Genomic DNA, 26203 nt, shown 5'->3' with positions numbered 1-26203 from the left:
TATTCGAAGAGGAGATGATTGAGTGAGCTACACCAGAGAGGACATCCTGCGTGCGACCAAAGAAGAGAATGTTCGATTTATCCGACTGCAATTTACCGATCTTCTGGGAACGATCAAGAACGTGGAAATTCCTGTAAGCCAACTGGAAAAAGCCCTTGATAATAAAATGATGTTTGACGGTTCCTCCATTGAAGGTTATGTCCGTATTGAGGAATCCGATATGTACTTATACCCCGATCTGGATACTTGGGTGATTTTTCCCTGGGTTGCTGAAGATCGGATTGCCCGATTAATCTGCGACATTTATATGCCTGACGGAACACCTTTCGCCGGAGATCCCCGCGGCATCCTGAAACGGGCGCTGAAAGAGGCTGCAGAATTGGGCTATTCCGCAATGAACGTTGGGCCAGAGCCGGAGTTCTTCCTGTTCAAAACCGACGACAAAGGTGAACCCACCACCGAATTAAACGACCAGGGCGGATATTTCGACCTTGCGCCGATGGATCTGGGCGAGAACTGCCGCCGCGAGATCGTACTTACGCTTGAAGAAATGGGCTTTGAAATTGAAGCTTCCCATCACGAAGTCGCACCGGGGCAGCATGAGATTGATTTCAAATATGCTAATGCCATTAAAGCGGCTGACCAGATCCAAACGTTCAAACTCGTTGTTAAGACCATCGCCCGTCAGCATGGATTGCATGCTTCCTTTATGCCTAAACCGCTGTTTGGCGTAAATGGTTCGGGAATGCACTGCCACCAATCCCTGTTCAAAGGCAAGGAAAATGCGTTCTACGACGAGAACGACAGAGTCGGGTTAAGTCAGGATGCGCGTTATTACATGGCTGGTGTTCTCCGTCATGCCCGCGCATTCGCAGCTATCACGAACCCGACTGTCAATTCCTACAAACGGCTGGTTCCAGGTTACGAGGCGCCAAATTATGTAGCTTGGTCCGCAAGCAACCGCAGTCCGATGATTCGTATTCCGGCGTCGCGCGGCCTCAGCACCCGTATTGAAGTGAGAAATCCGGATCCCGCTGCCAACCCTTATCTGGCGCTGGCGGTTATGCTCAGAGCCGGTCTGGATGGTATCAAAAGCAAACTTCCGCTGCCGGCTCCAACCGATCGTAATGTCTATATTATGACGGAGGAAGAGCGTATCGACGAAGGTATTCAAAGCTTGCCTGAGAGTCTCAAGGAAGCGCTCGATGAAATGCTGCGCGATGACATTATCTGTGACGCGCTTGGCGATCATGCACTTGCTCATTTCTTTGAACTGAAAGAAATTGAGTGGGACATGTACCGCACACAGGTTCATCAGTGGGAACGCGATCAATATTTGACTCTGTACTAAAACCGGAAATCCCTTGGCGCTATTAGCGTTGAGGGATTTTTTTCTTTGGGGGTATATAGATAAATGACAGCTCACTCAGGATAGCATCCCCCATAGTGCCCCCAAAATGCCTCTTGATCGTTTAATACTCGAACAAATCCTGTTCACCTTTCCTTGGAACGAGGCGTAATAATATGCCGCTTGTCTGGTTAAGACTAATAACTCAAAGAAGTGCCTTCAGCATGAGAATATGAACAATTTCAGCAGGACGAAAAGGAGTTATCAATGTGGCAGAAAAAAGCATCCTTGCCTATTTCAAGAGTCCGGAGCAAGCGGAAAAAGCTTTGAAGCAGCTTCAGGCTCTTTCGATTGCAGATGGTTCGATTGAACGGATCGATGGATATCCCGGAGATGGGATTAACCGCTCTGGAAACCCGGTTACCAGCAGTATTCCGGGACTTGGCTATTTGACTCTTGGAAAGGATGTTGGAGAGCCGGATGCAGGCATTCTGGCTGCAGCAAGTGTCAGCGCGAGCGGTTACAGTTCTGGAGGACCGGAGAACAGAGTGACGGGGTATGATATTTTATTGACTGTTGTCATTGAGGAGAAGGATTATGACAAAGCGTTGAAAATAGTCCAAAGCAGCGGTGCGTTATAGCTTGCTCCTTGACTGGTATTCATTCCCCGCGAGCTTCGGCTGGCGGGTATTTGTTCGTTGAATGTCATAATTAAATTGAAGCTTCTCGTCAATACTAAAGTACCATGGACGGGTTTGGGCGGTAAAAAATTAAAGTGTGCGGGGTGTATGAAATGGGGCAGGGCAATTGCGATGAGACTCCTTTAAAAGAACGGCTGAAACAGCATATCCACCTTATTGTCAATGAATCACAGCGTATTTTGGATCAAATTGATGCTGAAAATCACTGTCTTCTGAGTGACTTTGATAATATTGGCAGAACTTTTAAAGAAGTTGAATCCCTGGCCGCTTCATTCTATCTGCAATGTTATCTATCCTCATTTACATCCAACTATTTGGATCTTTCCATATGCATTCAGAACCTTATGGAGCGCCGGCACGGGGCTTTGATTGTTATCGAGAGAAATGATAACCTGGATGCCATCATCCATTCCGGGGTTGCGCTTGTGGCCAAATTGAGCTATTCCCTGCTGGAGGCGATCTTTTATCCGGGAAATCCGCTGCATGACGGGGCTGTTCTCATCAAGTCCGATCAAATTATTTCCGCCGCTAATGTCCTGCCTGTATCCAATGCATCGGATGTGGACAAGAAATTTGGAATGCGGCATCGCGCAGCGATCGGACTGACCGAAATAACAGATGCGCTTGTACTGGTTGTATCGGAAGAAAGCGGGGATGCGTCCTTTGTCTATAAGGGAAAACTCCATCCAATAAAGACAATGGTCATGCCAACGACGGTCTAAATGTATTTTTGAGTACTTTGAGGTAAACCTGAAGCTAGCCAATATGTAAAACAAAAAGAGACTGGCGAAGCCCTAAAGGCAACGCCAGTCTCTGCTTCATGAGAACTCGCTTAGTGAATATCGCGGAAAAGTCCGATAACTTTACCTAAAATCGTTACATTGCGAAGCCGTATCGGCTCCATTGTCGGATTCTCCGGCTGCAGCCGGATATGATCGCGTTCACGATAAAAGGTTTTCACCGTCGCTTCGTCATCTTCCGTCATCGCAACCACGATGTCGCCGTTGATAGCGGATTGCTGCTGCCGCACAATGACATAATCGCCGTCCTGAATGCCTGCGTCAATCATGCTCTCTCCCATTACGTTAAGTATGAAGACATTATGATCGCCGACTTTGCTTGAAGGGAGAGGATAGTAATCCTCAATGTTCTCGGTAGCTGTAATTGGCACCCCTGCAGTAACCTTGCCCACAATGGGAACTTTGGTGATTGCGATTGGAAAAGGAATCTCATTGTCCGCTTGATCCAATATCTCAATCGCTCTCGGTTTCGTCGGGTCACGGCGGATTAAGCCTTTCTTCTCCAGACGGTCCAAATGTCCGTGAACGGTTGAACTTGAAGCAAGTCCTACAGCTTCACCGATTTCCCGGACGGATGGGGGATATCCCTTCTCCCGCACCTCCGTCTTGATGAATTCCAGAATCGCCTGTTGGCGGTTCGATAGTTTCGACACCAGAATCACTCCAAAGGTTCATTTGTGTCAAATTATAACACAGAACCGGAGTTCGTACAAACATAAGTTCGAGAAACAAGAGTTCGTATTTTATGGGGAACAAATGTTCCGAAAACAGTTGACTACAAACGGGTGTTCGTGTTAATATCGGTTTATCGAAAACAGAACAAACGTTTGGGGTGCTGAGAAATGATGATAACAATATCTTCTTACTCTTCTATGAATTCAGAGAATAAAGCTGATAAAGGTTACGTGAAATCTGCATCAGATAAAAGCAGGCCAAAGAAGCTGGTGATGCGGATGATAGCGGCAATATTGTTTTTCTCCCTCTTATTCGTTGGTTTTTCTATAATGCATGGAAGTGCAACGAGCGAGCATCCTGCGGAGCCCGCTGCGGGCGAGAAAGTCATCTCGATCAGTGAGGGCCAGACACTTTGGGAAATAGCAGGGGACTTGCGTAAGGAAGGCGAAGATATCCGGCGAATCATTTATGACTTGAAGGAACGGAACAACCTGACTTCCAGCACACTTATGGCCGGACAAACATTGATTATACCAGCGGACTGATGCAGTCCGCTTTTTTTATTTCCATCTACAGGACAAAGGTCGTATTTTCTTGACAATAGAGGATTAAAAATGTCAAAGTAAAGGGTGAATGTTTACAGCATCATGAGAGGAGCGTATCGGTTTGGAAGAGCTTATTGCAAGGATTAATGAGTTGTCACGAAAAAATAAAGCTGTCGGATTAACTCCGGAGGAAACAATCGAGCGCGATGCTCTGCGTCAGAAATATCTGGAGAACTTCAAGCAAAATTTCAAGAACCAAATCGAAACGATTAAATTTGTGGAAGATGAGGAAGAAAGCGGCGGCAAGCATTAAAACTGCTTGCGGCAAGCCAGGTTTCACCAAATAATAAGCAGGGTGGGGTTATAACGATGCAAATCAAGCTGCTTGGACGCAGTGGACTTGCCGTTTCGGAGCTTTGTTTAGGGACGATGAGTTTTGGAAATACAACAAGTCAAGGCGATTCCATTCGCATGATCCATCAGTTTATGGAGCAGGGCGGCAATTTTCTGGATACGGCGAATGTCTATGTTTCCGGCCGATCGGAGGAGATCGTAGGCGAAGCGATCAAGGATTTTCGCTCAGAGGTTGTGCTGGCAACGAAAGTGCGGATGAATACCGCTGACCATCCCAACGGGGCGGGCGTCTCGCGCAAGCATATTATGCAAAGCGTCGAAGAAAGCCTGCAGCGTCTGCAGACTGACTATATCGATTTGTATCAGGTTCATGTATGGGATCATCTGACTCCTATAGATGAGACACTTCGCGCTCTCGACGATCTGGTCACTTCGGGCAAGGTCCGTTATATCGGATGCTCCAATTTTTTTGCCTGGCAGCTGATGAAATCCCTTGCTGTTAGCGATGCCAACCGCTATGTCCGGTTTATTTCCATTCAACCGCAGTATAGTCTGGTCAGCCGTGAGATGGATCGGGAAATGATGTCGCTTTGTCTGGAGGAGAACGTCGGCGTTATTCCCTGGGCTCCGCTTGGTGGAGGATTTCTGACGGGACGTTATTCCAGGGAAGAGCCCACATCGGGAAGATTGACGTCAAAGGTTGGAGAAAGTTCATGGGGTCTGCGCGCAACGGAACGTAACTTTGCCATCCTGGATGCCGTCCAGGCAGCCGCTCATGAACTGAACAAGACACCTGCACAAATCGCTCTCGCCTGGCTGCTGCAAAGAAAAGGTATCACATCGCCGATATTCGGAGCCAGCACATTGGAACAGTTCTCGGAAAATATGGGGACTGTGGGCTGGACGATGCCAAGTGAAATATGGAATCGGCTGGATGAAGTTAGCTCGCTTCCTTCCGAGTATCCGAATCGTTTCATCGCCAAATTCGCCCGGCCTTTTTAATTCTTTTTCAAGAGAATGAGAATGTTTTGCACAAAGTCTTGTGATTGGGGGGCGCAATGAAGGTTAAACGAATTGTCGCCAATATAGATACCCGGAATATTGCAGCTGCCAAAAGCTTTTACCAGGATGTTCTCGGCCTCGATTTGTTGATGGATCATGGATGGATTGGAACCTATGGTTCTGATGAGCAAATGGGCATTCAAATTAGTTTCGCCGAGCACGGGGGTTCCAACACGCCTACGCCTAATTTGTCCATTGAGGTCGATGATGTCGATGCTGCATTCGAACGCATGAACAGAGCCGGATTTACGATCGAGTATGGTCCGACTGATGAGCCTTGGGGCGTACGTCGTTTCTATGTCCGCGATCCGTTCGGCCAACTTGTTAACATTCTTGCTCATATTTAATTTGATGCATGTCATTCATTCAGGCGAATGGATGGAACAGGAATGGCACAAATACACGCAGCAGACGGGTGTAAAATTCAAGAAATTGCTTACGATGCAAGTTTTGCTTCGCAAAACTTTTAGGAGGAACGTAATTGTCAAGATCCTGGGAACGAAAGGTTCAGAAGAACCAGAGTCAACTTAACAAACAGCGCAAGAAGCAGGGCATGGCGCCTCTGATGGCAAGCAAGACAGCGAGCAGTCCGATTGATACATATAAAGGGCGCAGTCTTCTAATGCCTGCCTTTCTTCTGGTCTTCACGGCAGTCTACGCCTCGATCAGCATTGCACAGGGCACTTACAAGGATTCCGGAAACATGTTCTGGATCACGATCGGCTGTTATATCTTTCTGGCGCTGCTGTTTATATTGAGGCGTCCTTATTTGGCAATCGGAAAAGACTATGTTCGATCGCGGCGCTTTACCGGTGACCGCACGCTTTACTTAAGCTCAATCAAAGGAATCAGCGTACAGAAGGGCTCTGTTATTATCGAGCAGCCCAAAGGCGGAAGCTGGGTATTCTCGCGATTATTTAACCGTTATCCGACGGATGAAATGACCGAACGGCTCCGGACCTTTGCAGCAGCCAACAATATTCCGTTTGCGGAGAAATAAAGAACTGGAGTGGGGAAATTCGTCATGGGCAAAAAAGCGGTACTATTTGATTTGGATGATACGCTGTTATGGGATGACCGGAGTGTAAGCGAAGCTTTCGCAGCTACTTGTCAGGCGGCGGCGGATAAGACTGGCGTCAATCTACAGGATTTGGAGGAAGCTGTCCGGCGCGAAGCCCGGGCTTTGTACGAATCCTATGACACCTATGCCTTTACAAAAATGATCGGGATCAATCCCTTTGAGGGATTGTGGGCGAATTTTCTTGAAGGCGAGCAGGAGGAGTTCAGAAAGCTGCAGCAGCTGGCTCCCGCTTACCGGCGTGAAGCGTGGACTCGAGGGCTGAAGGCTCTGGGAATCCTTGATGAGCAGCTGGGAGCTGAGCTTGCGGAGATGTTTCCCGCAGAGCGCCGCAAGCGCCCGCTGATCTATGAAGAAACCTTCCGCGTGCTGGATAAGCTCAAAGGCCAATACAAGCTGCTGCTGCTCACCAATGGCTCTCCTGATTTGCAGCGGGAGAAGCTGGCAGGCGTACCGGAGCTTGCGCCTTATTTTGATCATATCATCATTTCCGGAGAATTTGGTCAGGGGAAGCCGGCTGCGCCGATTTTTCAGCATGCACTTGAATCGTTGGGGATCGAACCGGCGGATGGAATCATGGTGGGCGACAAGCTGACCACGGACATACTCGGTGCAAATACGGTTGGCATGACCTCGGTTTGGATCAACCGCCATGGCGTGAAACGCAGCGACGACATTATCCCTTCACATGAGATCAAACATCTGGAGGAACTGCTGCCTCTGCTTGTATAAGGATATTGGAATCATAAAGACCCGCTTTCCTGTGATACACATTCAAGCGTGTATCACAGGAAGCGGGTCTATTTATATGACTATGAATGGTCAGGGCATTAAGCCTTCTGGAAGGATTCATCGGCGAACGGATGAGCAATCCAGCCCTCGGTCTCGATAAAGAGGCGCACGGCAACGATCTGGCGGTTATCCATCAAGGTGAAAAAATGCGGTTTATGCTCGGGAACGGAAATAACGTCTCCCGCTTCGAGTTCAACATCGAAATAGCCCACATCGTCGCTGCCCTTGATGATGAAGATGCCGCGCCCAGCCGTGATAGCCCGTACTTCATCTTCCGTATGGGTGTGAACCTGCTCGAATTTCTTCAGCAGTTCGTCGAGGTTGGGTGTCGCATCCGAGAGCGCGATAATGTCCCAGGTCCGGTAGCCGCGGCGGGCAGCCAGGTCGTTGATTTCTGCATCGAAAGTGGATAGAATCTGCTGTTTCTCCTCATCCGTCAGGATGAATTTCTGATGTATCTCTGCAGGCAGTTTCTCCGGATTCCAGTGTTCATACAAGACTTCTTGTTTTTCCAAAAATTCACGGACGTTTGCTTCGCCCGAAATACGCTCTTCTGTGTTGCGGATACGAATTTCAGCCATGTTGTAATCCCTCTTTCCTATAGATGTTAATTCCGATAAGATTAATTATAAAACAAAACGCCAAGACTGTCGACAACACCTTTTCAGCAGGTTGTGAATCTGATAAACTAAAAGTTAATGATTTTTCGCTGCGCCTTCGCTTTGCTATTGCTTGGGAAGGTCTGCAGTTGCGGAAGGGAAGTGCATCGATGACAAAACCAACTATACAACAAATGCTGCAAAAACGCATTCTCATTCTCGACGGTGCAATGGGAACGATGATTCAGCAGGAGGATCTGGGTCCAGAGGATTTCGGTGGCGAAGAGCTGGACGGCTGTAATGAAATGCTCGTTCTGACTCGTCCGGATGTAATCCTTTCCATACATGAGTCTTATCTGGAAGCAGGCGCCGACATTCTGGAGACGAATACTTTCGGCGCAACGGGAGTGGTTCTGGCCGAATATGATATTCCGGAGAAATCGCGGGAAATCAATCTCGCTGCTGCAGCCATAGCGCGTCAAGCGGCCGACAAGTTTTCCACGCCGGAAAGGCCTCGTTTTGTTGCCGGGGCCATGGGGCCAACGACGAAGACGCTTTCTGTCACAGGCGGGGTGACTTTCGATGGTCTGGTGGACACTTATTACGAGCAGGCGGTAGCCCTTATTGAAGGTAAAGTAGACGCTCTTCTGCTTGAAACCTCACAGGATACATTGAACGTAAAGGCGGGAACAATCGGCATCAGCAAGGCATTTGAAACCACAGGCATCACGCTGCCGATTATGATTTCCGGGACGATTGAGCCCATGGGGACGACGCTTGCTGGACAAAATATTGAATCCTTCTATATATCTCTGGAGCATTTGAATCCGATTTCGATCGGTCTGAACTGCGCGACAGGTCCGGAGTTTATGCGCGATCATATCCGTTCGCTGTCGGAGATCTCACGCTCTGCGGTAAGCTGTTACCCCAATGCGGGACTGCCTGATGAGAACGGTCTGTATCACGAATCGCCAACCTCGCTGGCAGGGAAGATCGCTGCTTTTGCCGAGCAGGGGTGGCTTAATATCGCTGGCGGCTGCTGTGGAACCACGCCTGCCCACATCAAAGCGATGGCGGAGACGCTTACCAATTATACGCCGCGCCAGCAGATGGGCAATCATCCTGCTGCCTTGTCTGGCATTGAGACGGTCTTTGTTGAAGAAGACAACCGACCGATTATGATCGGCGAGCGGACGAACATTTCCGGCTCGCGCAAATTCAAACGGCTGATCAAGGAAGCTAAGTTTGAAGAAGCGTCGGAGGTTGCACGGGCTCAGGTGAAAGGCGGAGCGCATGTCATTGATATCAATCTCCAGGATACGGATATCGATGAGGCCTACGCGGTCAACATGTTCCTGCCGGAGGTAGTCAAGAAAGTCAAGGTTCCGCTTATGCTTGACTCCACCTATGATCATATTATCGAGCTTGGGCTCAAGTATTCCCAGGGTAAAGCGATCATTAACTCCATTAACCTGGAGGACGGCGAAACCAAGTTTGAAAAAATCCTGCCGCTGATTCACCGTTACGGCGCATCGGTCGTCTGTATATTAATAGATGAGCGCGGACAAGCCGTATCCCGCGAAGCCAAGATGGAGGTGGCGGCACGCTCCTACGACCTGCTGGTCAATAAATACGGGATGAACCCTGAGGATATTATTTTTGATCCGAATATGTTCCCTGTTGGTTCCGGTGATCCGCAGTATATCGGTTCCGCTGTGGAGACGCTTGAAGGGATCAAAATGATCAAGGAGAAATTCCCCAAAGCCAAGACTATTCTGGGCTTGAGCAATATTTCCTTTGGTCTTCCCGATGCGGGCCGCGAGGTGCTCAACTCTGTTTATCTGTATCATTCCACCAAAGCGGGCCTGGACTACGCCATTGTGAACACAGAAAAGCTGGAGCGCTACGCGTCCATTCCGGAAGAAGAGCGCCGATTGGCGGAGGAATTAATTTATAATACGAACGATGATACATTAGCCGAATTCGTGGCCGCTTTCCGCAACAAGAAGGTGGAAAAGAAAGAAAAATTGTCAAGCTTGCCGCTTGAGGAGCGACTGGGCTCGTATGTGGTGGAGGGAACGAAGGAAGGGCTGATTCCTGATCTGGATGAGGCACTGAGCAAATATTCGCCGCTGGAAGTGATCAACGGTCCTTTGATGAAAGGGATGGAAGAGGTTGGGCGGCTGTTCAACAACAATGAGCTCATCGTGGCCGAGGTGCTGCAAAGCGCCGAAGTGATGAAAGCCTCGGTTGCCCATCTGGAGCCGCATATGGAGAAGAATGAAACGGCAGTCAAGGGCAAGATCATTTTGGCTACCGTTAAAGGCGACGTCCACGATATCGGGAAGAATCTGGTTGAGATCATTTTGTCCAATAATGGGTACAAAATCATAAACCTCGGCATCAAGGTGCCGCCGGAGAAGCTGATCGAAGCTTACCGCAATGAAAAAGCGGATGCCATCGGATTATCCGGCCTGCTTGTCAAATCCGCCCAGCAGATGGTGATTACCGCTCAGGATATGCGAAATGCCGGTATTGATGCCCCGATCCTTGTCGGAGGCGCGGCATTGACCCGCAAGTTCACTAGAACGCGGATCAGCCCGGAATATGACGGACTCGTGCTGTATGCGAAGGATGCCATGGATGGTCTGGACATCGCCAATAAATTGATGAATCCGGAATTCAGGCAGGCTTATGAGGACGATCTCGCCGCATTCAAGGCAGCCGGAAGCGTCGAGGAAGAAGTCAAGAAGCCGCTGCCGGAGCTTACGCGGGCAACCCGCTCCAACGTGTCGACAGATAAACCGGTTTTCATTCCGCCGGATCTGGATCGTCATGTGCTGCGTAATGTCCCGATTCCGCAGATTGTTCCTTATGTGAACATGCAGATGCTGCTGGGCCATCATTTGGGCCTCAAGGGCAGTGTAGAGCAGCTGCTGGCGGAGAAGAACAGCAAAGCGGTCCAGCTGAAGGAAACGGTCGATTCCATTCTGATGGAAGCCGCCGCAAAAGGGACTCTTCATGCCCATGGCATGTACCGGTTCTTCCCGGCACAGTCGTCCGGCAACGATATTATTATCTATGACCCTGCGGAGCCTGGCCGTGAAATCAAACGCTTCTCGTTCCCGCGCCAGCAGGTGGCGCCGTTTCTCTGTCTGGCGGATTTCCTGAAATCGGTGGACAGCGGTATTATGGATTATGTCGGCTTTCTCGTCGTGACCGCCGGTGAAGGGGTGCGCGAATTGGCCGGTCAGCTCAAGGACAACGGCGATTATCTGCGTTCCCATGCTTACCAATCCGTTGCGCTTGAAGTGGCGGAAGGGCTTGCCGAGCGCGTACATCATATGATGCGCGATACATGGGGCTTCCCGGATCCGCATGATTTCACGATGAAGCAGCGCCATGGGGCGCGTTATCAAGGGATTCGTGTTTCGTTCGGCTACCCGGCATGCCCGAACCTGGAGGACCAGGAGCCGCTATTCGACCTGATGAAACCGCAGGATATAGGGGTCGAGTTGACGGAAGGCTTTATGATGGAGCCGGAGGCGTCCGTTTCCGCTATGGTATTCGCCCATCCGGAAGCGCAGTATTTTAACGTCGAAAAGCTGTAAATCGTAATGGATGAAGGCTGGATATGAATGGATACTGCTCTGCCGAAAGTCTCATTACGAAGCGAAATGCGAATGAGTCGCAGCTGGTCAGAGCAGTATCCCCGGCTTCCCAAGAAATACCCTTGGCAGAACGGTATTATACCGGTCCTGCTAAGGGTATTGTTAAACTTATAGGATTTATATCTTCACGAACCAAATAAATTTTTCTATAAGTTCAATTGGGAAGGAACTTGCTTGAGCCGTGAAATGGACGGGGGCAGTTTCTTCTTGCCAGAGGACTAGGAGGAAAGCAGCTATGCAGATCGTATTTCTGGGAACAAGCGCAGGAAGACCGACCAAGGCACGCAATGTCACATCGATAGCGCTCAAGCTGCCTGAACCTTCAAACGGGTTTTGGCTCATTGATTGCGGAGAAGGCACCCAGCACCGTTTGCTTGGGAGCAAGCTCAAGCTCAACCGACTGGAGCGTATTCTGATTACCCATCTGCATGGAGATCATATCTACGGGCTGCCCGGACTTCTTACCAGCCGCTCCTATTTTGATGGGGCGGGGCCGTTGCAAATCTATGGGCCGAGCGGACTGCGCGCATATCTGGAGAGTGTCTTCGAGCATAGCGGTGTTCATCTTGAATATGAGCTTGACATCATTGAGATAGCTGAGGCAGGGCTGGTAGCGGAGGATGAAAGGTTCTCGGTCGAAACGGAAGAGCTGGAGCATCGTCTCCCTTCTTACGGTTACCGTATAACGGAGCTGGCACAGCAGGGGCATCTGGATATCGCGAAATTGACTCAATTGGGCGTTCCTCCCGGTCCCCTGTACGGAAGACTCAAGAATGGTGAGGATATTACGCTTGAGAACGGAGAAGTGATCCGCTCCTCGGATGTGGTCGGCGCGAGCCTCCCTGGAAGAATCATCACGATACTTGGGGACACGAGGCCTTGCGAGAATGCGGTACATCTGGCAGAGGGAGCTGACCTGCTCGTGCATGAAGCCACATTCGCAGCTGGAATGGAAGAGAAAGCTGCGGCTTATGGACACTCTACAGTGGTTCAGGCCGCACAGATCGCTTCCCGGGCAGGGGCCAGGAAGCTGGTGCTGACTCATTTCAGCTCCCGCTTCGACGACGAGGCTGTCGAAGGGCTGATTGCCGACGCGCAGTCGATATTTCCAGCCTCCGCTGCCGCTTACGACTATCTGGAAATTCTTGTGCCAAGACCTGATACGAATGGCCGGCTAGCATAAAAATTTCCTGGTTCCGGCATTCCATAGAGCCGCCCTTCAACCCGCTCGGGGATAGGGCGGTTCTTTGTCATTTGCGATTGCGGACCGAACATGCATTCTGTACAATATAAGTGATGGCATGAATTTACGTTCTGCCAAGACCGATTAAATCTTTATCATACTAATAAGGAATGTCTGTGTAATTTTACATTTTCATAGATTCATATTTAAGAAACACAAAGGGGGAACTCCACATGAACCGGTGGACGGGGAAGGCTTCAAGCTTGGACGAATGGCTGCAGCTGCTCACGCAGCAACCGGAAATCATGGATAATGTGACGCATTGGCATACCATACCGCCCAAGGAAGCGCGGTCGACTGCCATGCCGGCGGATATTCATCCCAAGCTTGCGGAAGCGCTGGGTGGGCGGGGGATCAGCCAGCTGTTTGTTCATCAGGCCGAGGCGTACCATGCGGTGCGCGATGGTCAGAACGTCGTTACGGTCACGCCGACGGCATCCGGCAAGACCTTATGCTATAACCTGCCGGTGCTGCAGTCGCTGCTTGAGAATGACAGCGGCAGAGCGCTGTACCTGTTTCCAACAAAGGCCTTGGCGCAGGATCAGGTGGCTGAGCTTCAGGAGCTGGCAGCGGCGATGGATGTGGATTTGAAGACACACACCTATGATGGCGATACGCCGCCGACTGTCAGACAGGTCATTCGCAATGCCGGACATATCGTGGTCACGAATCCGGATATGCTTCATTCGGCCATACTGCCACATCATACCAAATGGGTGAAGTTGTTTGAAAATGTCAAATATATTGTAATTGATGAGCTGCATTCCTACCGCGGTGTATTCGGGAGCCATGTATCGAATGTGATCCGGCGCTTGAAGCGGATATGCCGGTTTTATGGCTCAAATCCGCAGTTTATCTGCGCCTCGGCGACGATCGATAACCCTGGTGAGCATGCCGAGCGTCTGATCGGGGAGCGTGTGCGGCTGGTTAACAACAACGGTGCGCCGATGGGGGAGAAGCATTTTATCTGCTACAATCCGCCTATCGTGAATAAACAGCTTGGCATCCGCCGCAGCAGCGTCCTGGAATCGCGCAAGCTGGCCGCCTCATTGCTGCGTCAGGGTGTGCAGACCATCGTGTTTGCGCGCAGCCGGGTAAGAGTCGAGCTTCTGCTGACATATTTGCAGGAACTCGTAAAGGATGAGCTCGGCCCCAAGACCATCAGAGGATATCGCGGAGGCTATTTGCCCAAGCTCAGGAGAGAGATCGAGCACGGGCTGCGCAGCGGCGAGATCCGCGGCGTTGTCAGCACCAACGCGCTGGAGCTTGGCATCGACATCGGGCAGCTGCAGGCCTGTGTCATGAACGGCTATCCCGGGACGATCGCCAGTACCTGGCAGCAATCCGGACGCGCAGGCAGACGGCAGGGCACGTCGGTAACCTTCCTCGTGGCAAGCAGCAATCCGTTGGATCAATATATGATTCAGAATCCGGATTTTTTCTTCAACCGGCCGCCGGAGCGGGCACTCATTCATCCCGATAATTTGTTGATATTGATTGATCATGTCAAATGCGCTGCCTATGAGCTGCCGTTCGAAGCCGGCGAGAAATTCGGGGAAGAGCCGCTCGAGCATATGCTTGAATTTCTGACGGAGGAGAAGGTGCTGCACCGGGTGAAGGACCGGTGGTACTGGATGGAGCAGTCGTTCCCGGCACATGGCATATCGCTCCGGTCAGCGGCGCAGGAGAATTTTATCATTATCGATATGACCAATGGCAGCCGCGTGCTTGGCGAGGTGGATCGTTTCAGTGCGCCTACGCTTATTCATGAGGAAGCCATATACATTCATGAGGGTGTCCAGTACCAGGTAGAGAAGCTCGATTATCCGGAGAAGAAGGCTTTTGTACGCGAAATTGATGTCGACTATTATACCGACGCCAATATGGCGGTGGAGCTGAAGGTGCTCCATGTTGACAAAGAGCGCCAAAGCGGAGAGCTGCTGCGCCAGTACGGGGAGGTTACGATCAACGCCAAAGCGACCATATTCAAAAAAATCCGTCTGCGTACCCATGAGAACATCGGCTCAGGACCGATCCATCTGCCAGAGGAGGAGCTTCATACGAGCGGATACTGGTTCTCCTTCAGTGAAGAAGCGGCTGCGCGCAAGAGCAGCAATGACATGCAGCAGGCGCTGCTGGGCCTTGCCAATGTGCTGGTCCATTTGGCTCCGCTATATCTGATGTGCGACCCGCTCGATATTCGCGTCGTGCCGCAGGTCAAGGCCGTACATACCAAAAGGCCCACCATCTATTTTTATGACCGCTATCCCGGCGGTATCGGGCTGAGCGAGCGATTGTATGAGGTTCATGACGAACTGCTCCAGCATGCCAAGTCGCTTATCCGCTCCTGTACCTGTATTAGCGGCTGTCCAGCCTGCGTCGGACCGATCGAGGAGGTCGGCTTGCTCGGCAAATCGCTGGCGCTGGATTTGATTGAAGAAACGGGAGTCCGCTCATGAGCGGACTACGGGATCGGATCATGCGGCTTAGAGGCACCGCTGCAGCCGGAGCTTCGATTGCCGGCGGCGATGAAACGGGCGCCGTCTCATCTGAAGAAAATAAGCGGGAAATAGCGGCTGAATTAGGGGAACCAGCACACACGGCGCAGCCGGATTCGACTACCATCCATCAAGGAGAATTAGACGAGCAGTCTTCTGCGTCTGAAGACGATTCCCTCGATACCGATTCGCTCTCGGGCGATTGGGATGACATGGGTGTCGTGCTTCAGGAGTCATCAGAGGGTTTCTTCCTGATCCGCAAGGTCCGTTACCCCTTATCTCATCGTCATGGTTTACACCATTTATCGGAGCTGCAGGACACGGCTGCAGGTCTGAGCGCTTTTGAACGGCTGGCTGACAGTGTGAAAGTCAAGCGGGAATCAAGGGCTGCAGCGAAGGCCGGCAAGCCAGGGACGATACCGCTTGGCGGCGCAGAGCCGTCCTTTGTAGATCCGGAAAGGCTCCTGTTTCTCGATCTGGAGACAACAGGTCTTGGAGTCGGAGCAGGAAATGTGCCTTTTATGGTCGGACTCGGTTACATGGAAGCGGGAGCTTATGTCGTTGAACAAATGCTGATTCGCCATCCTGCTGAAGAACGGGCGATGCTGGCTTATTTGCAGGAGCTGCTGCCGCGCTTCACCCATCTGGTCACCTACAACGGGCGGACGTTCGACTGGCCTGTTCTGCAGAACAGATTTATCCTGAACGGTTACCGGCACTTCAAATGGGAGCCTGTGCATATCGACTTGCTTCATCCATCGAGAAGCATCTGGCGAAACACCCTGGTATCCTGCAAGCTAAGCCATGTCGAAGAAGAGCGGCTCGGCATACAGAGGACGGACGATGTTCCAGGTTCCCTGGCCCCGGCCATTTATTTTCAATTCCTCGCTGATGCAGATCCGCAGCCTCTGCTTGGCGTGTTTCTTCATAATGAATCGGATATGCTTTCCCTGACTTGTCTTGCTATCCGCTTCGGCCATCTCCTGGAAGGGCGGATCGGAACATACGTTGTACATCCAACCGAGCCGGAGGAGATTCTCCGAACGGGCTTATGGCTTGAGAAAATGGGAGCTTTGCAGCATGCCGAAGAGCTGTATGTCCGGCTTTCAGAGGAATCGCATACTCCCGCATCCTGTCTGTGCATGCTGGCAGAGCGTGACAAGAAATGTGGAAATTGGCCGCGTGCTGTGTTATTGTGGCAGAAGGCTGTACAAGGGGCTCGGCGCTCCGATTGGCCGGATTGGAATGCCCATATCGAGCTTGCCATGTACTTTGAGCATAAGACCAGGCAGCTTGATGAAGCGTTGTTTCTGGCCGAAGAGGCTTTATCGCTGGTTCAGCACCGGTATTCGGGACTGCGGTTGGACGCGAAACGCCGCGCCGAGATCGACAATATCCGCAAACGTATTGAACGGCTCAGGAATAAGACAGGGAGGCTTTACGGATGAAAGAACTGCGATTTGCCATGCTTGGCTTTGGAAATATCGCAAAAACGCATATGACCGCACTTCGTGCGATGCCTATAATCAAGAACCCGCCGCTGATACCGGTGCTCGATACGCTGGTAACCAGACGTCCTGATCTCCACCTTGCCCAGGCGCAAGCCATTGGGTTCCGCCATGTGACTGCATCCTCTGCCGAAGCGGCGGCTGACGATAGAGTGGATATCTTTGATATTTGTACGCCTAATGCGAACCATTACGACGATGTTTTGACTGCCCTCAAGGGCGGCAAATCCATCTACTGCGAGAAACCGGTAACAGAATCCTACAGCCGGTCCCGGGCTCTGCTCACTGAAGTGAAAGGGAAGCCGATTCTCAGGCAGCAGCTCGCCTTTACGTTTCGTTATCATCCTGCCGTCATGCGGATCAAACACTGGCTGTCGGAGGAGATTATCGGCAATGTGCTGCAATGCAAAATATCCTACCGCCGCTCGGGCTACCTGAATCCGGAGCGCCCTGTAAGCTGGCGTCTGCAGAGCGGGATGTCCGGCGGCGGCGCCATCAGCGATCTTGGCGTGCATGTGATAGATCTGCTGCATCACTGGTTTGGCGAGCTTACGGATGTAAGCGGCCGAACGAATACTTATGTCCAGAAGCGTCCAAGCGCGGATACCGGCGAAATTGTGACCGTGGATGTGGATGACTGGGCCATGATGACGTATTCGACAGCCTCGGGGGTAAGCGGAACGGCGGAGGTATCGCGCATTGCTCTTGGATCCGATGCCTATGATATTCAGATCGTCGGCACGAAGGGCTCCATCACCTGCGATCTGGAGCGCGATTCCGTCCCCGTCGTTCATTTGCTCAGCGGCAGCCGTTCCGCTTTGCCTGCACCTGATTCCTTAAGTCTGCTTCCGGATGAAAAAGCGACCATGGGCATCTCTGTTGATACCCATTTTGCCGCGCTTCATCACTTTATCCGGCGTTATGCCGGAGAAGATAACTGGAATGGTCTGGCTCCGACGATTGAGGATGGCGTGCGTGCGGAATACTGGATAGATCGGGTACTTGCCGAGAATAAGGGGTTGACCTGAATGCCCGGCGCGGTAAGCTCCATGCGGGGTTTTCTGATTGATCTGGATGGAACTCTCTATAATGGCCAGAAGATGATTGAAGGCGCTGATGCTTTCATTCGCATGCTTCGTGAAAATCAGGTTCCTTATCTTTTTGTGACCAACAATTCAACAGCAGCACCTGATGTGGTTGCCAGCCGTCTGACCGGCATGGGAATTCCTGCAGAATCCTCCGAGGTATGCACATCTGCCCAGGCAGCTGCATCTTATATTGCGGAGCGGAGGCAGGGCGCGCGTGTATTTGTGCTTGGAGAAGAGGGTCTTCAGTCGGCTGCTGCCGAGGCAGGTCTGCAGGTTGTGGAGGAGAATCCGGATTTTGTGGTTCAGGGAATCGACCGCAAGCTTACTTATGCCCGACTGTCTGCGGCAGTCCGTCATATCCGGAGTGGAGCCGGCTACGTTCTGACTAATCCGGATGTGCTGCTTCCTTCTGATGGCGAGCTGCTGCCGGGTGCCGGCACGATCGCAGCCATGCTGAGAACTGCGACAGGAATTGAGCCAGTGCTTATCGGCAAGCCGTCCGATGTATTAATGAATGTGGCGTTGGAGCGATTGGCGCTTTCAGCCGAAGAGACCTGGGTGATTGGAGATAACCCGGCAACGGATATCGCGGCTGGTCATGCTGCCGGCTGCCCGACCATTCTGGTACTCACAGGACTTGCCACTCAGGAGAATTACGCTGCGCTTCTGCAAGCAGCCGGCTGTGAAGCTGGCGCTGTAATTGAAGACTTACATACCCTAATGGCTTACATTTCTGACAAACTAGAATCCTAAAGCACCGCATATGAGAAAGGAAGAGAACCCGATGCCTGAATGGCCGGAAATGGAAACTTATCGCAAAATGCTGGCTGAGCGCATTTCGGGGCAGCCGATTACGAAAGTTGAAGTCACCCGCGAGAAATCAATCAATGTGCCCGTTGAGGTTTTTACCCAGGAGCTGGTTGGCGCAACGGTGCTGTTTGTCGAGCGAAGGGGCAAAATGCTGCTCTTTCATCTGGACAACGGCAAGCGGCTGCTGCTTCATTTGATGCTGGGAGGCCTGATTCATTTTGGACCGCCGGCAGAGCGTCCGGACCGCAGTGTCCAGGTGGCGCTTGAATTCCCGAATGGAGAATTATGTTTTATCGGTCTCCGGCTCGGTTATATCCACCTATACAAGGTCAAGGAAGTGGAAGCTCATCTGGCCAAATTAGGACCGGACCCGCTGGATAAACGATTGACGCTCGAGCAGTTCAAGAAACGTTTTGCCGGAAAAAGAGGATCGCTGAAGACCGCACTTGTGAATCAGCAGGTCGTCTCCGGTATTGGCAATTGCTATGCCGACGAAATCGTATTCGACGCCGCTGTCCGTCCAGACGCCCACATATCCGATCTGGAGCCGGCAACCTGGGAGAATCTGTACCATTCCATGCATAAAGTGCTGCTGAATGCCGCCTCCCTCGGCGGATATATGGAAATGCCATTGACGGCTGACGATACATTGACCGGCGGCTACAACGACCACTGCCTTGTGTATGATCGTGGCGGGGAGCCGTGCGTTCGGTGCGATGGGACGATTGAGCAGGGGGAGATCAACTCCCGCAAAATGTTTTATTGCCCATCCTGCCAAAAGGACCGATAAGCCTATGCTCGCCGGTTCTCATGTGTCGACAAGAGGCGGTTACCTTGAAGCGGCCAAGCGCGCGGCAGCGCTGGGAGCCAATGCCTTTCAATATTTTCCGAAAAACCCGAGAAGCTTGAGCATCAAGGCATTTGATGCCAGCGATGGCGCCCGCTGTGCGGAATTTTGCCGGAAGCAGGGGATCGTCTCCATTGGCCATACTCCTTACCCCACGAATGTGGCAGCGGAGAGCGAGGACCAGCGTAAGCGTACGGTCCTGTCGCTGCTGAATGACCTGGACATTGCGGAGGCGTGCGGATCGCTTGGCGTGGTGGTTCATTTTGGCGTATATAAGGGCAAGGAGCCTCTGGAAGGTTACCGCAATGCCGTTCATACATTAAGCAGCGTAACGACGCAATGGAGCGGCCGCGCCAAGCTGCTCATCGAGAATCAGGCGGGCGACCATACGTTTATGGGAACAACGATTGAGGAGCTTGCCCAGGTGCGAAGCTTATGTGCCGACAAGGAGAAAATCGGCTTTTGCCTCGATACCTGTCATTTGTTTGCGAGCGGAATGTGGAATGGAAGCCCAGATGCGTCATGGATGGAGAAGGCGGGGCAGCTTGGCGTTCTCCCGCATCTGATTGCCATCCATTTGAATGATTCGGTATACCCTTCCGGCGAGAAGCGTGATCGCCATGCCGTTATCGGCGAAGGGTACATCGCCGAAGCAGGCTTCAGATGGCTGCTCAACCACCCTGCACTTGCACAGATCCCCTTTATTTTGGAGACGCCGTCTGGCGCGGACGGTACACACATGGAACAGCTCAAGCTTGTTCGGAGTATGGGAGGAAGCCGATGATTAATGTGTATCTCGATGATTACCGGGCTTGTCCGGCGGGCTTCACACTTGTCAAAAATGCCGAGGATTGCAAGCAGCTTCTGGGGCATGAAGAAGTGAATATTCTATCGCTTGACTACGATCTTGGATGGGGTCAGCCCACAGGCCTTGAAGTAGCCAGGTACATCGTGGAGAGCGGCCGATACCCGCTTGCGATTTATTTTCATACATCCAGTCCCGCAGGCCGAGCGCAGATGATGGAATTACTGCTTCAGCATGCGCCATCCCATATTGTAATTCATAATGGACCAATGCTGGTGTAATAACAGGGGGAATACGAATGATTCATTTGAATGAAATAACACTGCGCCGTGAAGAGCGTGATATCTTGACCGGTGTTAATTTACATATGGAGAAAGGTCAGCACTGGGTTATTCTGGGGCGCAATGGCTCGGGCAAAACGACGCTGATGGAAATGATGACCGGTTATATGTTTCCATCCTCCGGTACGGTCGATGTGCTGGGCAACCGTTACGGCGCTTGCGACGTGCGCGAGGTGCGCAAGGAAATCGGATATATCAGCCAATCCGTTATCGAGAAGCTTTCACTAACCGATCCGGTTTGGGAAATTGTTGCAACAGGAGAATACGCATTTTTGCGTTTCTATCAGGCTATTGATGAGGAAGTCCGCCTGAAGGCGATACGCCTCGTTGAAGAAGTAGGACTTGGGCATATGGCCTATCAGCCGCTTGGAACGCTATCCCAAGGGGAACGCAAAAAAATACTCCTTGCGCGGTCTCTGATGTCGAATCCCAAGCTTCTCATTATGGACGAGCCATGTGCGGGTCTTGATCTGCATGAACGGGAGAAGCTTCTGGTTGATCTGGGCAGATTGAGCGACCGGGGCTTGATGGTGGTTTATGTGACCCATCATCTGGAGGAGATTATCCCGTTGTTCACCCATGTTGCCCTTCTGCATGAAGGACGGCTGACGGCAGCGGGTCCCAAAGAACAGGTGTTGGGCGCGGAGGCGCTTAGTCAGGCTTATGACTGGCCGGTTGAAGTGGAGTGGGTAGATGGCAGGCCGTGGATTCGGGCTGTCGCAAGGCAGGGAGGAATGGAGCGTTGACGCAGTGGATCGGAACGGCTAATCATGGCTTTGCCAGTTATGCAATGGAAGAGCTGCGGCGTTTATTTGATGGGATTAAATTTACCCAGCTGGCTGCCGGGGAGATTTTTCGCATGGAGCTCCCGCAAAGCCGTGAAGAGGTATTGGCCGTATTGCAAGCCAAGGAGCCGATTTTTCTGCGCCATATCCAGCCGATCGATCGTGCGCTTCCCATTCATGGGAATGCCGATGATCTGGAGGCTCTGTCCGATCTGGTGCGCAGTGCGCGCATTCGCTGTGAAGGCCGCTCGGCTGCCGTGCATCTGCGGCGTGCCGAGCGTACGCCTTTTATTTATTCGGCAGCCGATACGAAGGCTGTGCTGGATGCTGTGCTGACTGAGCTTGGCAGCGAGCCGGCAATGCAGTCGCCGGATTTGATTCTTTCCATTTATGCGGGTCCGGAGGAGTTCTATGTCGGATGGGGCACACCCGAGGAGCAGCTGTCGGACTGGCCGGGCGGAGCGGTCCGATTTCAGCGTGAAGATGGCCAGATCTCCAGGGCAAAGTTCAAGCTGCTGGAAGCGGAGCGTACCTTCAAGCTTGATTTTGCCGAATATGGCGAAGCTCTCGACATCGGTGCGGCCCCCGGAGGGTGGACCCACTTGCTGCTTGACCGCGGTCTTCGTGTCACTTCTGTCGATCCCGCCGATCTGCATCCTTCACTGGCCAGCTATCACCGGCTGACCTATTTGAAGAAAAATGCTTCGGATGTAAAGTTCAACCCGGAAACATTTGATTTGCTGGTCTGCGACATGAGCTGGAGCCCCATGCAAATGGCGAAGCTGGTGCTGGAGCAGATCGATGCCCTTTCACCTGGTGCAACAGCGATCATTACCCTCAAGCTGATGCACAAAAAACCGCTTCAAACGATCCGTGACGTTATTGCCAAGCTGGAGTCCGCATTCGTGCTGATCAAAGCAAAACAATTGTTTCACAACCGTGATGAAATTACGTTATACTTGATTAAACGGTAAACAAACCTATAAGTTTTGGGAAAGCATCCCGATCGTACAGACCAAGAGTCTGTATTTTCGGGGTGCTTTTTTTGATCTTATATCAATAAAGTTTGCTCCTGTAGATGTCTATAAGGTCCAAGGGGAGAAGCTTTGCTTTTGCCGCCAGGGAATGGAGGCAGCTGTTGCTTCTTGTTTCTTGTTTTTTAGTTAGGTGGGGTTGTATAAATGACAGGAACGGGAGGACCGGAAGATGGACATGGAAGGGAATTACGGGTATGAAATTGGAGCTGTGATCGGGGAGCGGTATCGGATTGTAGGATTGATTGGCCAGGGCGGGATGGGGGAGGTATATGCGGCAGAGGATCTCCGGCTGCAGGGAAAGCTGCGCGCCCTGAAAGTGAATAAGCCTCCTACTGCGGATGGTTTGTACAGCGCTGAAGAGGCTGCCTTATTGATGAGGCTCAATCATCCGCGACTTCCGCTGATCGTCGATTATTACCCTCCTGATGGTGAGGGGAGGGAAATACTGGTCATGGATTATATTGACGGCGATACGCTGCAATCGCGTTTAAGAAGCAGCAGAACGAGGATTATGTCTGAAGAAGATGCGCTCGAGACAGGCATTCAGCTTAGTGACGCCCTTCATTATCTGCATATGCAAAATCCGCCTATTATTCACCGCGACCTCAAGCCGACCAATGTGATGCTTGACCATAGCGGATACGTGCGTCTGATTGATTTCGGAATCGCCAGAAGGTATAAATCCGGTCAGGAGCACGACACAGTCAAGCTGGGAACGCCTGGCTTCGCAGCTCCGGAGCAGGAAGGGGAGAGGCAAAGCGATGCGCGAACGGATGTGTTCGGGCTTGGAGCGCTGCTGTTCTATCTCCTCAGCGGAGGGACAAAACTGCAAAGCAGTGGAATGACGGGAAGCGGTATGCTTGCCCATATCTCAGCTTCGGTCCGGGGTGTGATCGGTCAGATGGTCGATCCGCGACCCAACTGCCGTTATCCCTCCATGCTCGAAGCTAGGAGCGCACTGGAAGACTGCCTGAACGGCAGGGCCGGCGCGCAGGCCATAAGTATTCACGGACCGTCTGCTCGCGCTGGACAGCGGTATAGTCTTAAAGCAGACAAAGCTGTCCTGCATATTACCGTTGCCTCGTTGTCACCCGGTGCCGGATCCACCTTCACGTCCATCACGCTTGCCCGTTTGATGCAGCAGCATGGTATAGACTGTGCGGCTGTGGAGCATCCGCTGCTTGAGCCTGAATGGCATGCCTTGTTGAATTTGGAGGCAGCCTCATCCATCCCCGATTCGGACAGGCCGCTGGATTCACGCTTTACGCGGACGCGAACAAGCAGCGAGAATCATATCGTTTGGCACACGCTTCTTCCTGAGCTTCCCCGGGAGAGTGCGGATCATGCGCTGAAATACAGATTGATGATGGAATCTCTCAACCAGTCAGTGGTCATAACCGATGTATCCAGCAAATGGACTGAGCGGGAAGCGGAGGAGCAGCTTCTGAGCGCCGATATATTATTGTTCGTGGTGGACCCTCTTCCCTTCAAATGGACGCCTTCGCGGATTAAGGCGGCGCAAGTCCTATGCTTCGAGCGCGATAAGCTGGGTCTTGCGACGAAGTGGATCGCCAACAAGGATATGAAATTCAATTACCGCACAGAGTGGCTGTCGATGATTCCAGGCAAGCCTGCAATATCCATCCCGCTGCTGCCGGCTGAAGCATGGGCAGAGCTGATGTGGAGCGGTGGGTGGGCAACCGCCCGCAAGTCTTGGATGAAAGCGCTTGAGAAGGCCTTTCAGCCCTTTATAAGCAACCTTTTTGCTTGAAGTTGACACAATTGACAAGCTCCTGTGATACAATGGTACGCGAGCGGTATGGATATTCTGCCGGTTAATGCACTAATGCCGCAATTTGGCTCAGTGCTTATTTCTACGGATGCGGGAAGCATGCCGATCGTTAAACGACCATACAGAAACGGAGCACATGAACATGAGTTTACTGACAGTTGAAGATTTATCCCATAATTTTGGTGACCGCACCTTATTTAGAAACGTTTCCTTCCGTTTGCTCGCAGGAGAGCATGTCGGACTTGTCGGCGCCAATGGTACCGGCAAATCAACCATGATGAATATTTTGACAGGCAAGCTGCTGAAGGATAGCGGCAAAGTGGAATGGACGCCGCGGGTGCGTTACGGCTACCTGGATCAGCACACCCAGCTGACGCCGGGCAAAACCATTCGCGATGTGCTGAAGGACGCATATCTCCCGCTGCTGGAGCTCGAGAAGGAGCTCAATGAAATCGCCGCTCAAATGGCGGACGCGGACGCGGACAAATTGGAAGAGCTGCTTGTCCGGATGGGCGAGATTCAGGAGGAGCTGGAAATCGGCGATTTCTACCTACTGGATGTCAAGGTGGAGGAGATGGCAAACGGTCTGGGGCTGAATGCCATAGGTCTGGACCGCGACGTTTCCTCATTAAGCGGGGGCCAGCGAACGAAGGTGCTTCTTGCCAAGCTGCTGCTGGAGAAACCGACGGTCTTATTATTGGATGAGCCTACGAACTATTTGGACGAAGAGCATATTACCTGGTTGACAAATTATTTGAAGAACTACCCGTACGCCTTTGTGCTCATATCCCACGAAACGGGCTTTATGAATGAAGTCGTCAATATCATTTACCATCTTGAGTTTGCCAAGCTCACCCGCTACACGGCGAACTACGAGAAGTTTCTGCAGATGGCGGATCTGAATAAAGCGCAGCATATAGATGCTTATGAGAAGCAGCAGGAATACATCAAGAAGCAGGAAGATTTCATTCAACGCAATAAAGCGCGAGCTTCCACAAGCGGACGGGCCAAAAGCCGCGAGAAGCAGCTTGACCGCATAGACCGGATTGACCGTCCTGATGAAGCCATGAAGCCGACCTTCAGCTTCAAGGAATCCCGTTCAAGCGGCAAAACCGTATTTGAGGCGACAGGACTTGCCATCGGATACTCCAAGCCGCTGCTGCCGGAGATGAACATGCTGATTGAGCGAGGAGACAAGATTGCGATTGTCGGCTGCAACGGCGTCGGCAAATCCACGCTTCTCAAGACGATACTTGGGGTCATTCCACCGCTTGACGGGAAGACCTACCGCGGGGATTTCCTGTTTCCCGCTTATTTTGAACAGGAGGCCAAAGCGCCTAGCCTGACTCCGCTGGATGATGTCTGGAACGAGTTTTCCCATATGACCCAGAGCGAAGTACGGGGCGCGCTGGCCCGATGCGGACTGAAGAATGAGCATATTACACGGGCGCTGAGTCATCTTAGCGGCGGCGAGCAGGCGAAAGTCCGCCTGTGCAAGCTGATGATGCGCGAGAGCAACTGGATCGCATTTGATGAGCCGACCAACCATTTGGACGTAGTAGCCAAAGAAGAGCTCAAACGGGCCCTTAAAGCATTCAAAGGCACGATCATCCTGGTCTCTCATGAACCGGAATTCTATGAGGATTGGGTCACAAAGGTGTGGGATGTCGAGGCATGGTCCATGCAGAGCAGCAGTCAACGATAATTTACTAATATCCACAATTTGATGATGATAAATCAATTCTGGGGACCTTCCATTCCAGGAAGCTCTCCGGCCGGCGATGCTGTTCGCTGCATATACAAGTAAACTGCTGCTTGCGGTCA

Annotated in this window: 24 protein-coding genes; 22 read left to right on the top strand and 2 right to left on the bottom strand. The window is 51.7% G+C overall.

The genetic code is table 11. The annotated features are described in order from the left end of the window. Positions 1 to 22: 22 nt before the first annotated feature. The 3 genes from glnA (at position 23) to cdaS (ending at position 2771) form a co-directional block, all read left to right on the top strand. The gene (gene glnA, locus AC0YNV_RS25830; protein ID WP_210040533.1) at positions 23 to 1351 is read left to right on the top strand and encodes a type I glutamate--ammonia ligase; all 1329 of its coding nucleotides are present in this window, start codon (positions 23 to 25) and stop codon (positions 1349 to 1351) included. Positions 1352 to 1617: 266 nt separating this feature from the next. Continuing rightward, positions 1618 to 1989 (top strand): hypothetical protein, encoded by a 372-nt coding sequence (locus AC0YNV_RS25825; RefSeq protein ID WP_475770593.1) that lies wholly within the window; start codon positions 1618 to 1620, stop codon positions 1987 to 1989. 152 nt (positions 1990 to 2141) lie between these two features. Continuing rightward, a complete protein-coding gene (gene cdaS, locus AC0YNV_RS25820) occupies positions 2142 to 2771 on the top strand; it encodes a sporulation-specific diadenylate cyclase CdaS (protein WP_475770592.1) in 630 nt (209 codons plus the stop codon). A gap of 110 nt (positions 2772 to 2881) precedes the next feature. Here cdaS and lexA read toward each other — a convergent pair whose 3' ends face one another. After that, the gene (lexA, locus tag AC0YNV_RS25815) at positions 2882 to 3502 is read right to left on the bottom strand and encodes a transcriptional repressor LexA (protein ID WP_210040539.1); all 621 of its coding nucleotides are present in this window, start codon (positions 3500 to 3502) and stop codon (positions 2882 to 2884) included. A gap of 189 nt (positions 3503 to 3691) precedes the next feature. On the opposite strand from lexA, the gene AC0YNV_RS25810 reads away from it, so the two are divergent. The 6 genes from AC0YNV_RS25810 to AC0YNV_RS25785 all read left to right on the top strand — a co-directional run bounded on the left by AC0YNV_RS25810 (position 3692) and on the right by AC0YNV_RS25785 (position 7295). Beyond that, complete coding sequence (locus AC0YNV_RS25810) at positions 3692 to 4069, top strand: LysM peptidoglycan-binding domain-containing protein (protein WP_475770591.1); 378 nt, start codon at positions 3692 to 3694, stop codon at positions 4067 to 4069. 121 nt (positions 4070 to 4190) lie between these two features. Then, positions 4191 to 4382, top strand: a complete 192-nt coding sequence (locus AC0YNV_RS25805) for a DUF896 domain-containing protein (protein ID WP_475770590.1) — start codon at positions 4191 to 4193, stop codon at positions 4380 to 4382. Positions 4383 to 4438: 56 nt separating this feature from the next. Then, complete coding sequence (locus AC0YNV_RS25800) at positions 4439 to 5425, top strand: aldo/keto reductase (RefSeq protein WP_475770589.1); 987 nt, start codon at positions 4439 to 4441, stop codon at positions 5423 to 5425. Positions 5426 to 5481: 56 nt separating this feature from the next. After that, positions 5482 to 5832: a glyoxalase superfamily protein gene (locus AC0YNV_RS25795; protein WP_475770588.1), complete on the top strand. Its 351-nt coding sequence runs from the start codon at positions 5482 to 5484 to the stop codon at positions 5830 to 5832. Positions 5833 to 5966: 134 nt separating this feature from the next. Then, positions 5967 to 6485, top strand: coding sequence for a hypothetical protein (locus AC0YNV_RS25790; protein ID WP_475770587.1), 519 nt, complete (start codon positions 5967 to 5969; stop codon positions 6483 to 6485). Between the two features lie 24 nt (positions 6486 to 6509). Next, positions 6510 to 7295 carry an HAD family hydrolase gene (locus AC0YNV_RS25785; RefSeq protein WP_475770586.1) on the top strand — a complete coding sequence of 262 codons (786 nt, stop codon included), beginning with the start codon at positions 6510 to 6512 and terminating at the stop codon, positions 7293 to 7295. A gap of 98 nt (positions 7296 to 7393) precedes the next feature. Here AC0YNV_RS25785 and AC0YNV_RS25780 read toward each other — a convergent pair whose 3' ends face one another. Next, entirely contained in the window at positions 7394 to 7936 is a 543-nt protein-coding gene (locus AC0YNV_RS25780) for a 1,2-dihydroxy-3-keto-5-methylthiopentene dioxygenase (RefSeq protein WP_475770585.1), read from the bottom strand. A 188-nt stretch (positions 7937 to 8124) separates the two neighbouring features. Between AC0YNV_RS25780 and metH the strand changes: the two genes are divergently transcribed. From metH to AC0YNV_RS25715, 13 genes are all read left to right on the top strand, one after another. Further along, the gene (gene metH / locus AC0YNV_RS25775; RefSeq protein ID WP_475770584.1) at positions 8125 to 11565 is read left to right on the top strand and encodes a methionine synthase; all 3441 of its coding nucleotides are present in this window, start codon (positions 8125 to 8127) and stop codon (positions 11563 to 11565) included. 295 nt (positions 11566 to 11860) lie between these two features. Further along, complete coding sequence (gene rnz, locus AC0YNV_RS25770; protein WP_210040555.1) at positions 11861 to 12808, top strand: ribonuclease Z; 948 nt, start codon at positions 11861 to 11863, stop codon at positions 12806 to 12808. Between the two features lie 233 nt (positions 12809 to 13041). After that, positions 13042 to 15327 (top strand): DEAD/DEAH box helicase, encoded by a 2286-nt coding sequence (locus AC0YNV_RS25765; RefSeq protein WP_475770583.1) that lies wholly within the window; start codon positions 13042 to 13044, stop codon positions 15325 to 15327. Beyond that, complete coding sequence (locus AC0YNV_RS25760; protein ID WP_475770582.1) at positions 15324 to 16814, top strand: ribonuclease H-like domain-containing protein; 1491 nt, start codon at positions 15324 to 15326, stop codon at positions 16812 to 16814. The genes AC0YNV_RS25765 and AC0YNV_RS25760 overlap by 4 nt, the downstream gene beginning before the upstream one ends. Beyond that, a complete protein-coding gene (locus AC0YNV_RS25755; protein WP_475770581.1) occupies positions 16811 to 17902 on the top strand; it encodes a Gfo/Idh/MocA family protein in 1092 nt (363 codons plus the stop codon). Before AC0YNV_RS25760 ends, AC0YNV_RS25755 begins: the two co-directional genes overlap by 4 nt. Then, entirely contained in the window at positions 17903 to 18715 is an 813-nt protein-coding gene (locus AC0YNV_RS25750; RefSeq protein ID WP_475770580.1) for a TIGR01457 family HAD-type hydrolase, read from the top strand. It abuts the gene before it with no gap. A gap of 31 nt (positions 18716 to 18746) precedes the next feature. Beyond that, positions 18747 to 19562, top strand: a complete 816-nt coding sequence (locus AC0YNV_RS25745) for an Fpg/Nei family DNA glycosylase (RefSeq protein WP_475770579.1) — start codon at positions 18747 to 18749, stop codon at positions 19560 to 19562. Positions 19563 to 19566: 4 nt separating this feature from the next. Beyond that, positions 19567 to 20403 (top strand): deoxyribonuclease IV, encoded by an 837-nt coding sequence (locus AC0YNV_RS25740; RefSeq protein WP_475770578.1) that lies wholly within the window; start codon positions 19567 to 19569, stop codon positions 20401 to 20403. Next, on the top strand, positions 20400 to 20705 hold the full coding sequence (locus AC0YNV_RS25735) for a cyclic-phosphate processing receiver domain-containing protein (protein ID WP_210040569.1): 306 nt from the start codon (positions 20400 to 20402) through the stop codon (positions 20703 to 20705). The genes AC0YNV_RS25740 and AC0YNV_RS25735 overlap by 4 nt, the downstream gene beginning before the upstream one ends. 17 nt (positions 20706 to 20722) lie before the next feature. Beyond that, entirely contained in the window at positions 20723 to 21511 is a 789-nt protein-coding gene (locus AC0YNV_RS25730) for an ABC transporter ATP-binding protein (protein ID WP_475770577.1), read from the top strand. Continuing rightward, positions 21508 to 22524, top strand: a complete 1017-nt coding sequence (locus AC0YNV_RS25725; RefSeq protein WP_475770576.1) for an SAM-dependent methyltransferase — start codon at positions 21508 to 21510, stop codon at positions 22522 to 22524. The genes AC0YNV_RS25730 and AC0YNV_RS25725 overlap by 4 nt, the downstream gene beginning before the upstream one ends. 232 nt (positions 22525 to 22756) lie before the next feature. Then, a complete protein-coding gene (locus AC0YNV_RS25720; RefSeq protein ID WP_475770575.1) occupies positions 22757 to 24358 on the top strand; it encodes a serine/threonine protein kinase in 1602 nt (533 codons plus the stop codon). A 163-nt stretch (positions 24359 to 24521) separates the two neighbouring features. Then, positions 24522 to 26084 carry an ABC-F family ATP-binding cassette domain-containing protein gene (locus AC0YNV_RS25715; protein ID WP_210040575.1) on the top strand — a complete coding sequence of 521 codons (1563 nt, stop codon included), beginning with the start codon at positions 24522 to 24524 and terminating at the stop codon, positions 26082 to 26084. The last annotated feature ends 119 nt before the right edge of the window (positions 26085 to 26203 follow it).

It is taken from the genome of Paenibacillus sp. JT31N11 (genome assembly GCF_056269285.1).
Note: the sequence above shows the minus strand (reverse complement) of the source record. Positions and strands in the feature narration are given on the sequence as shown.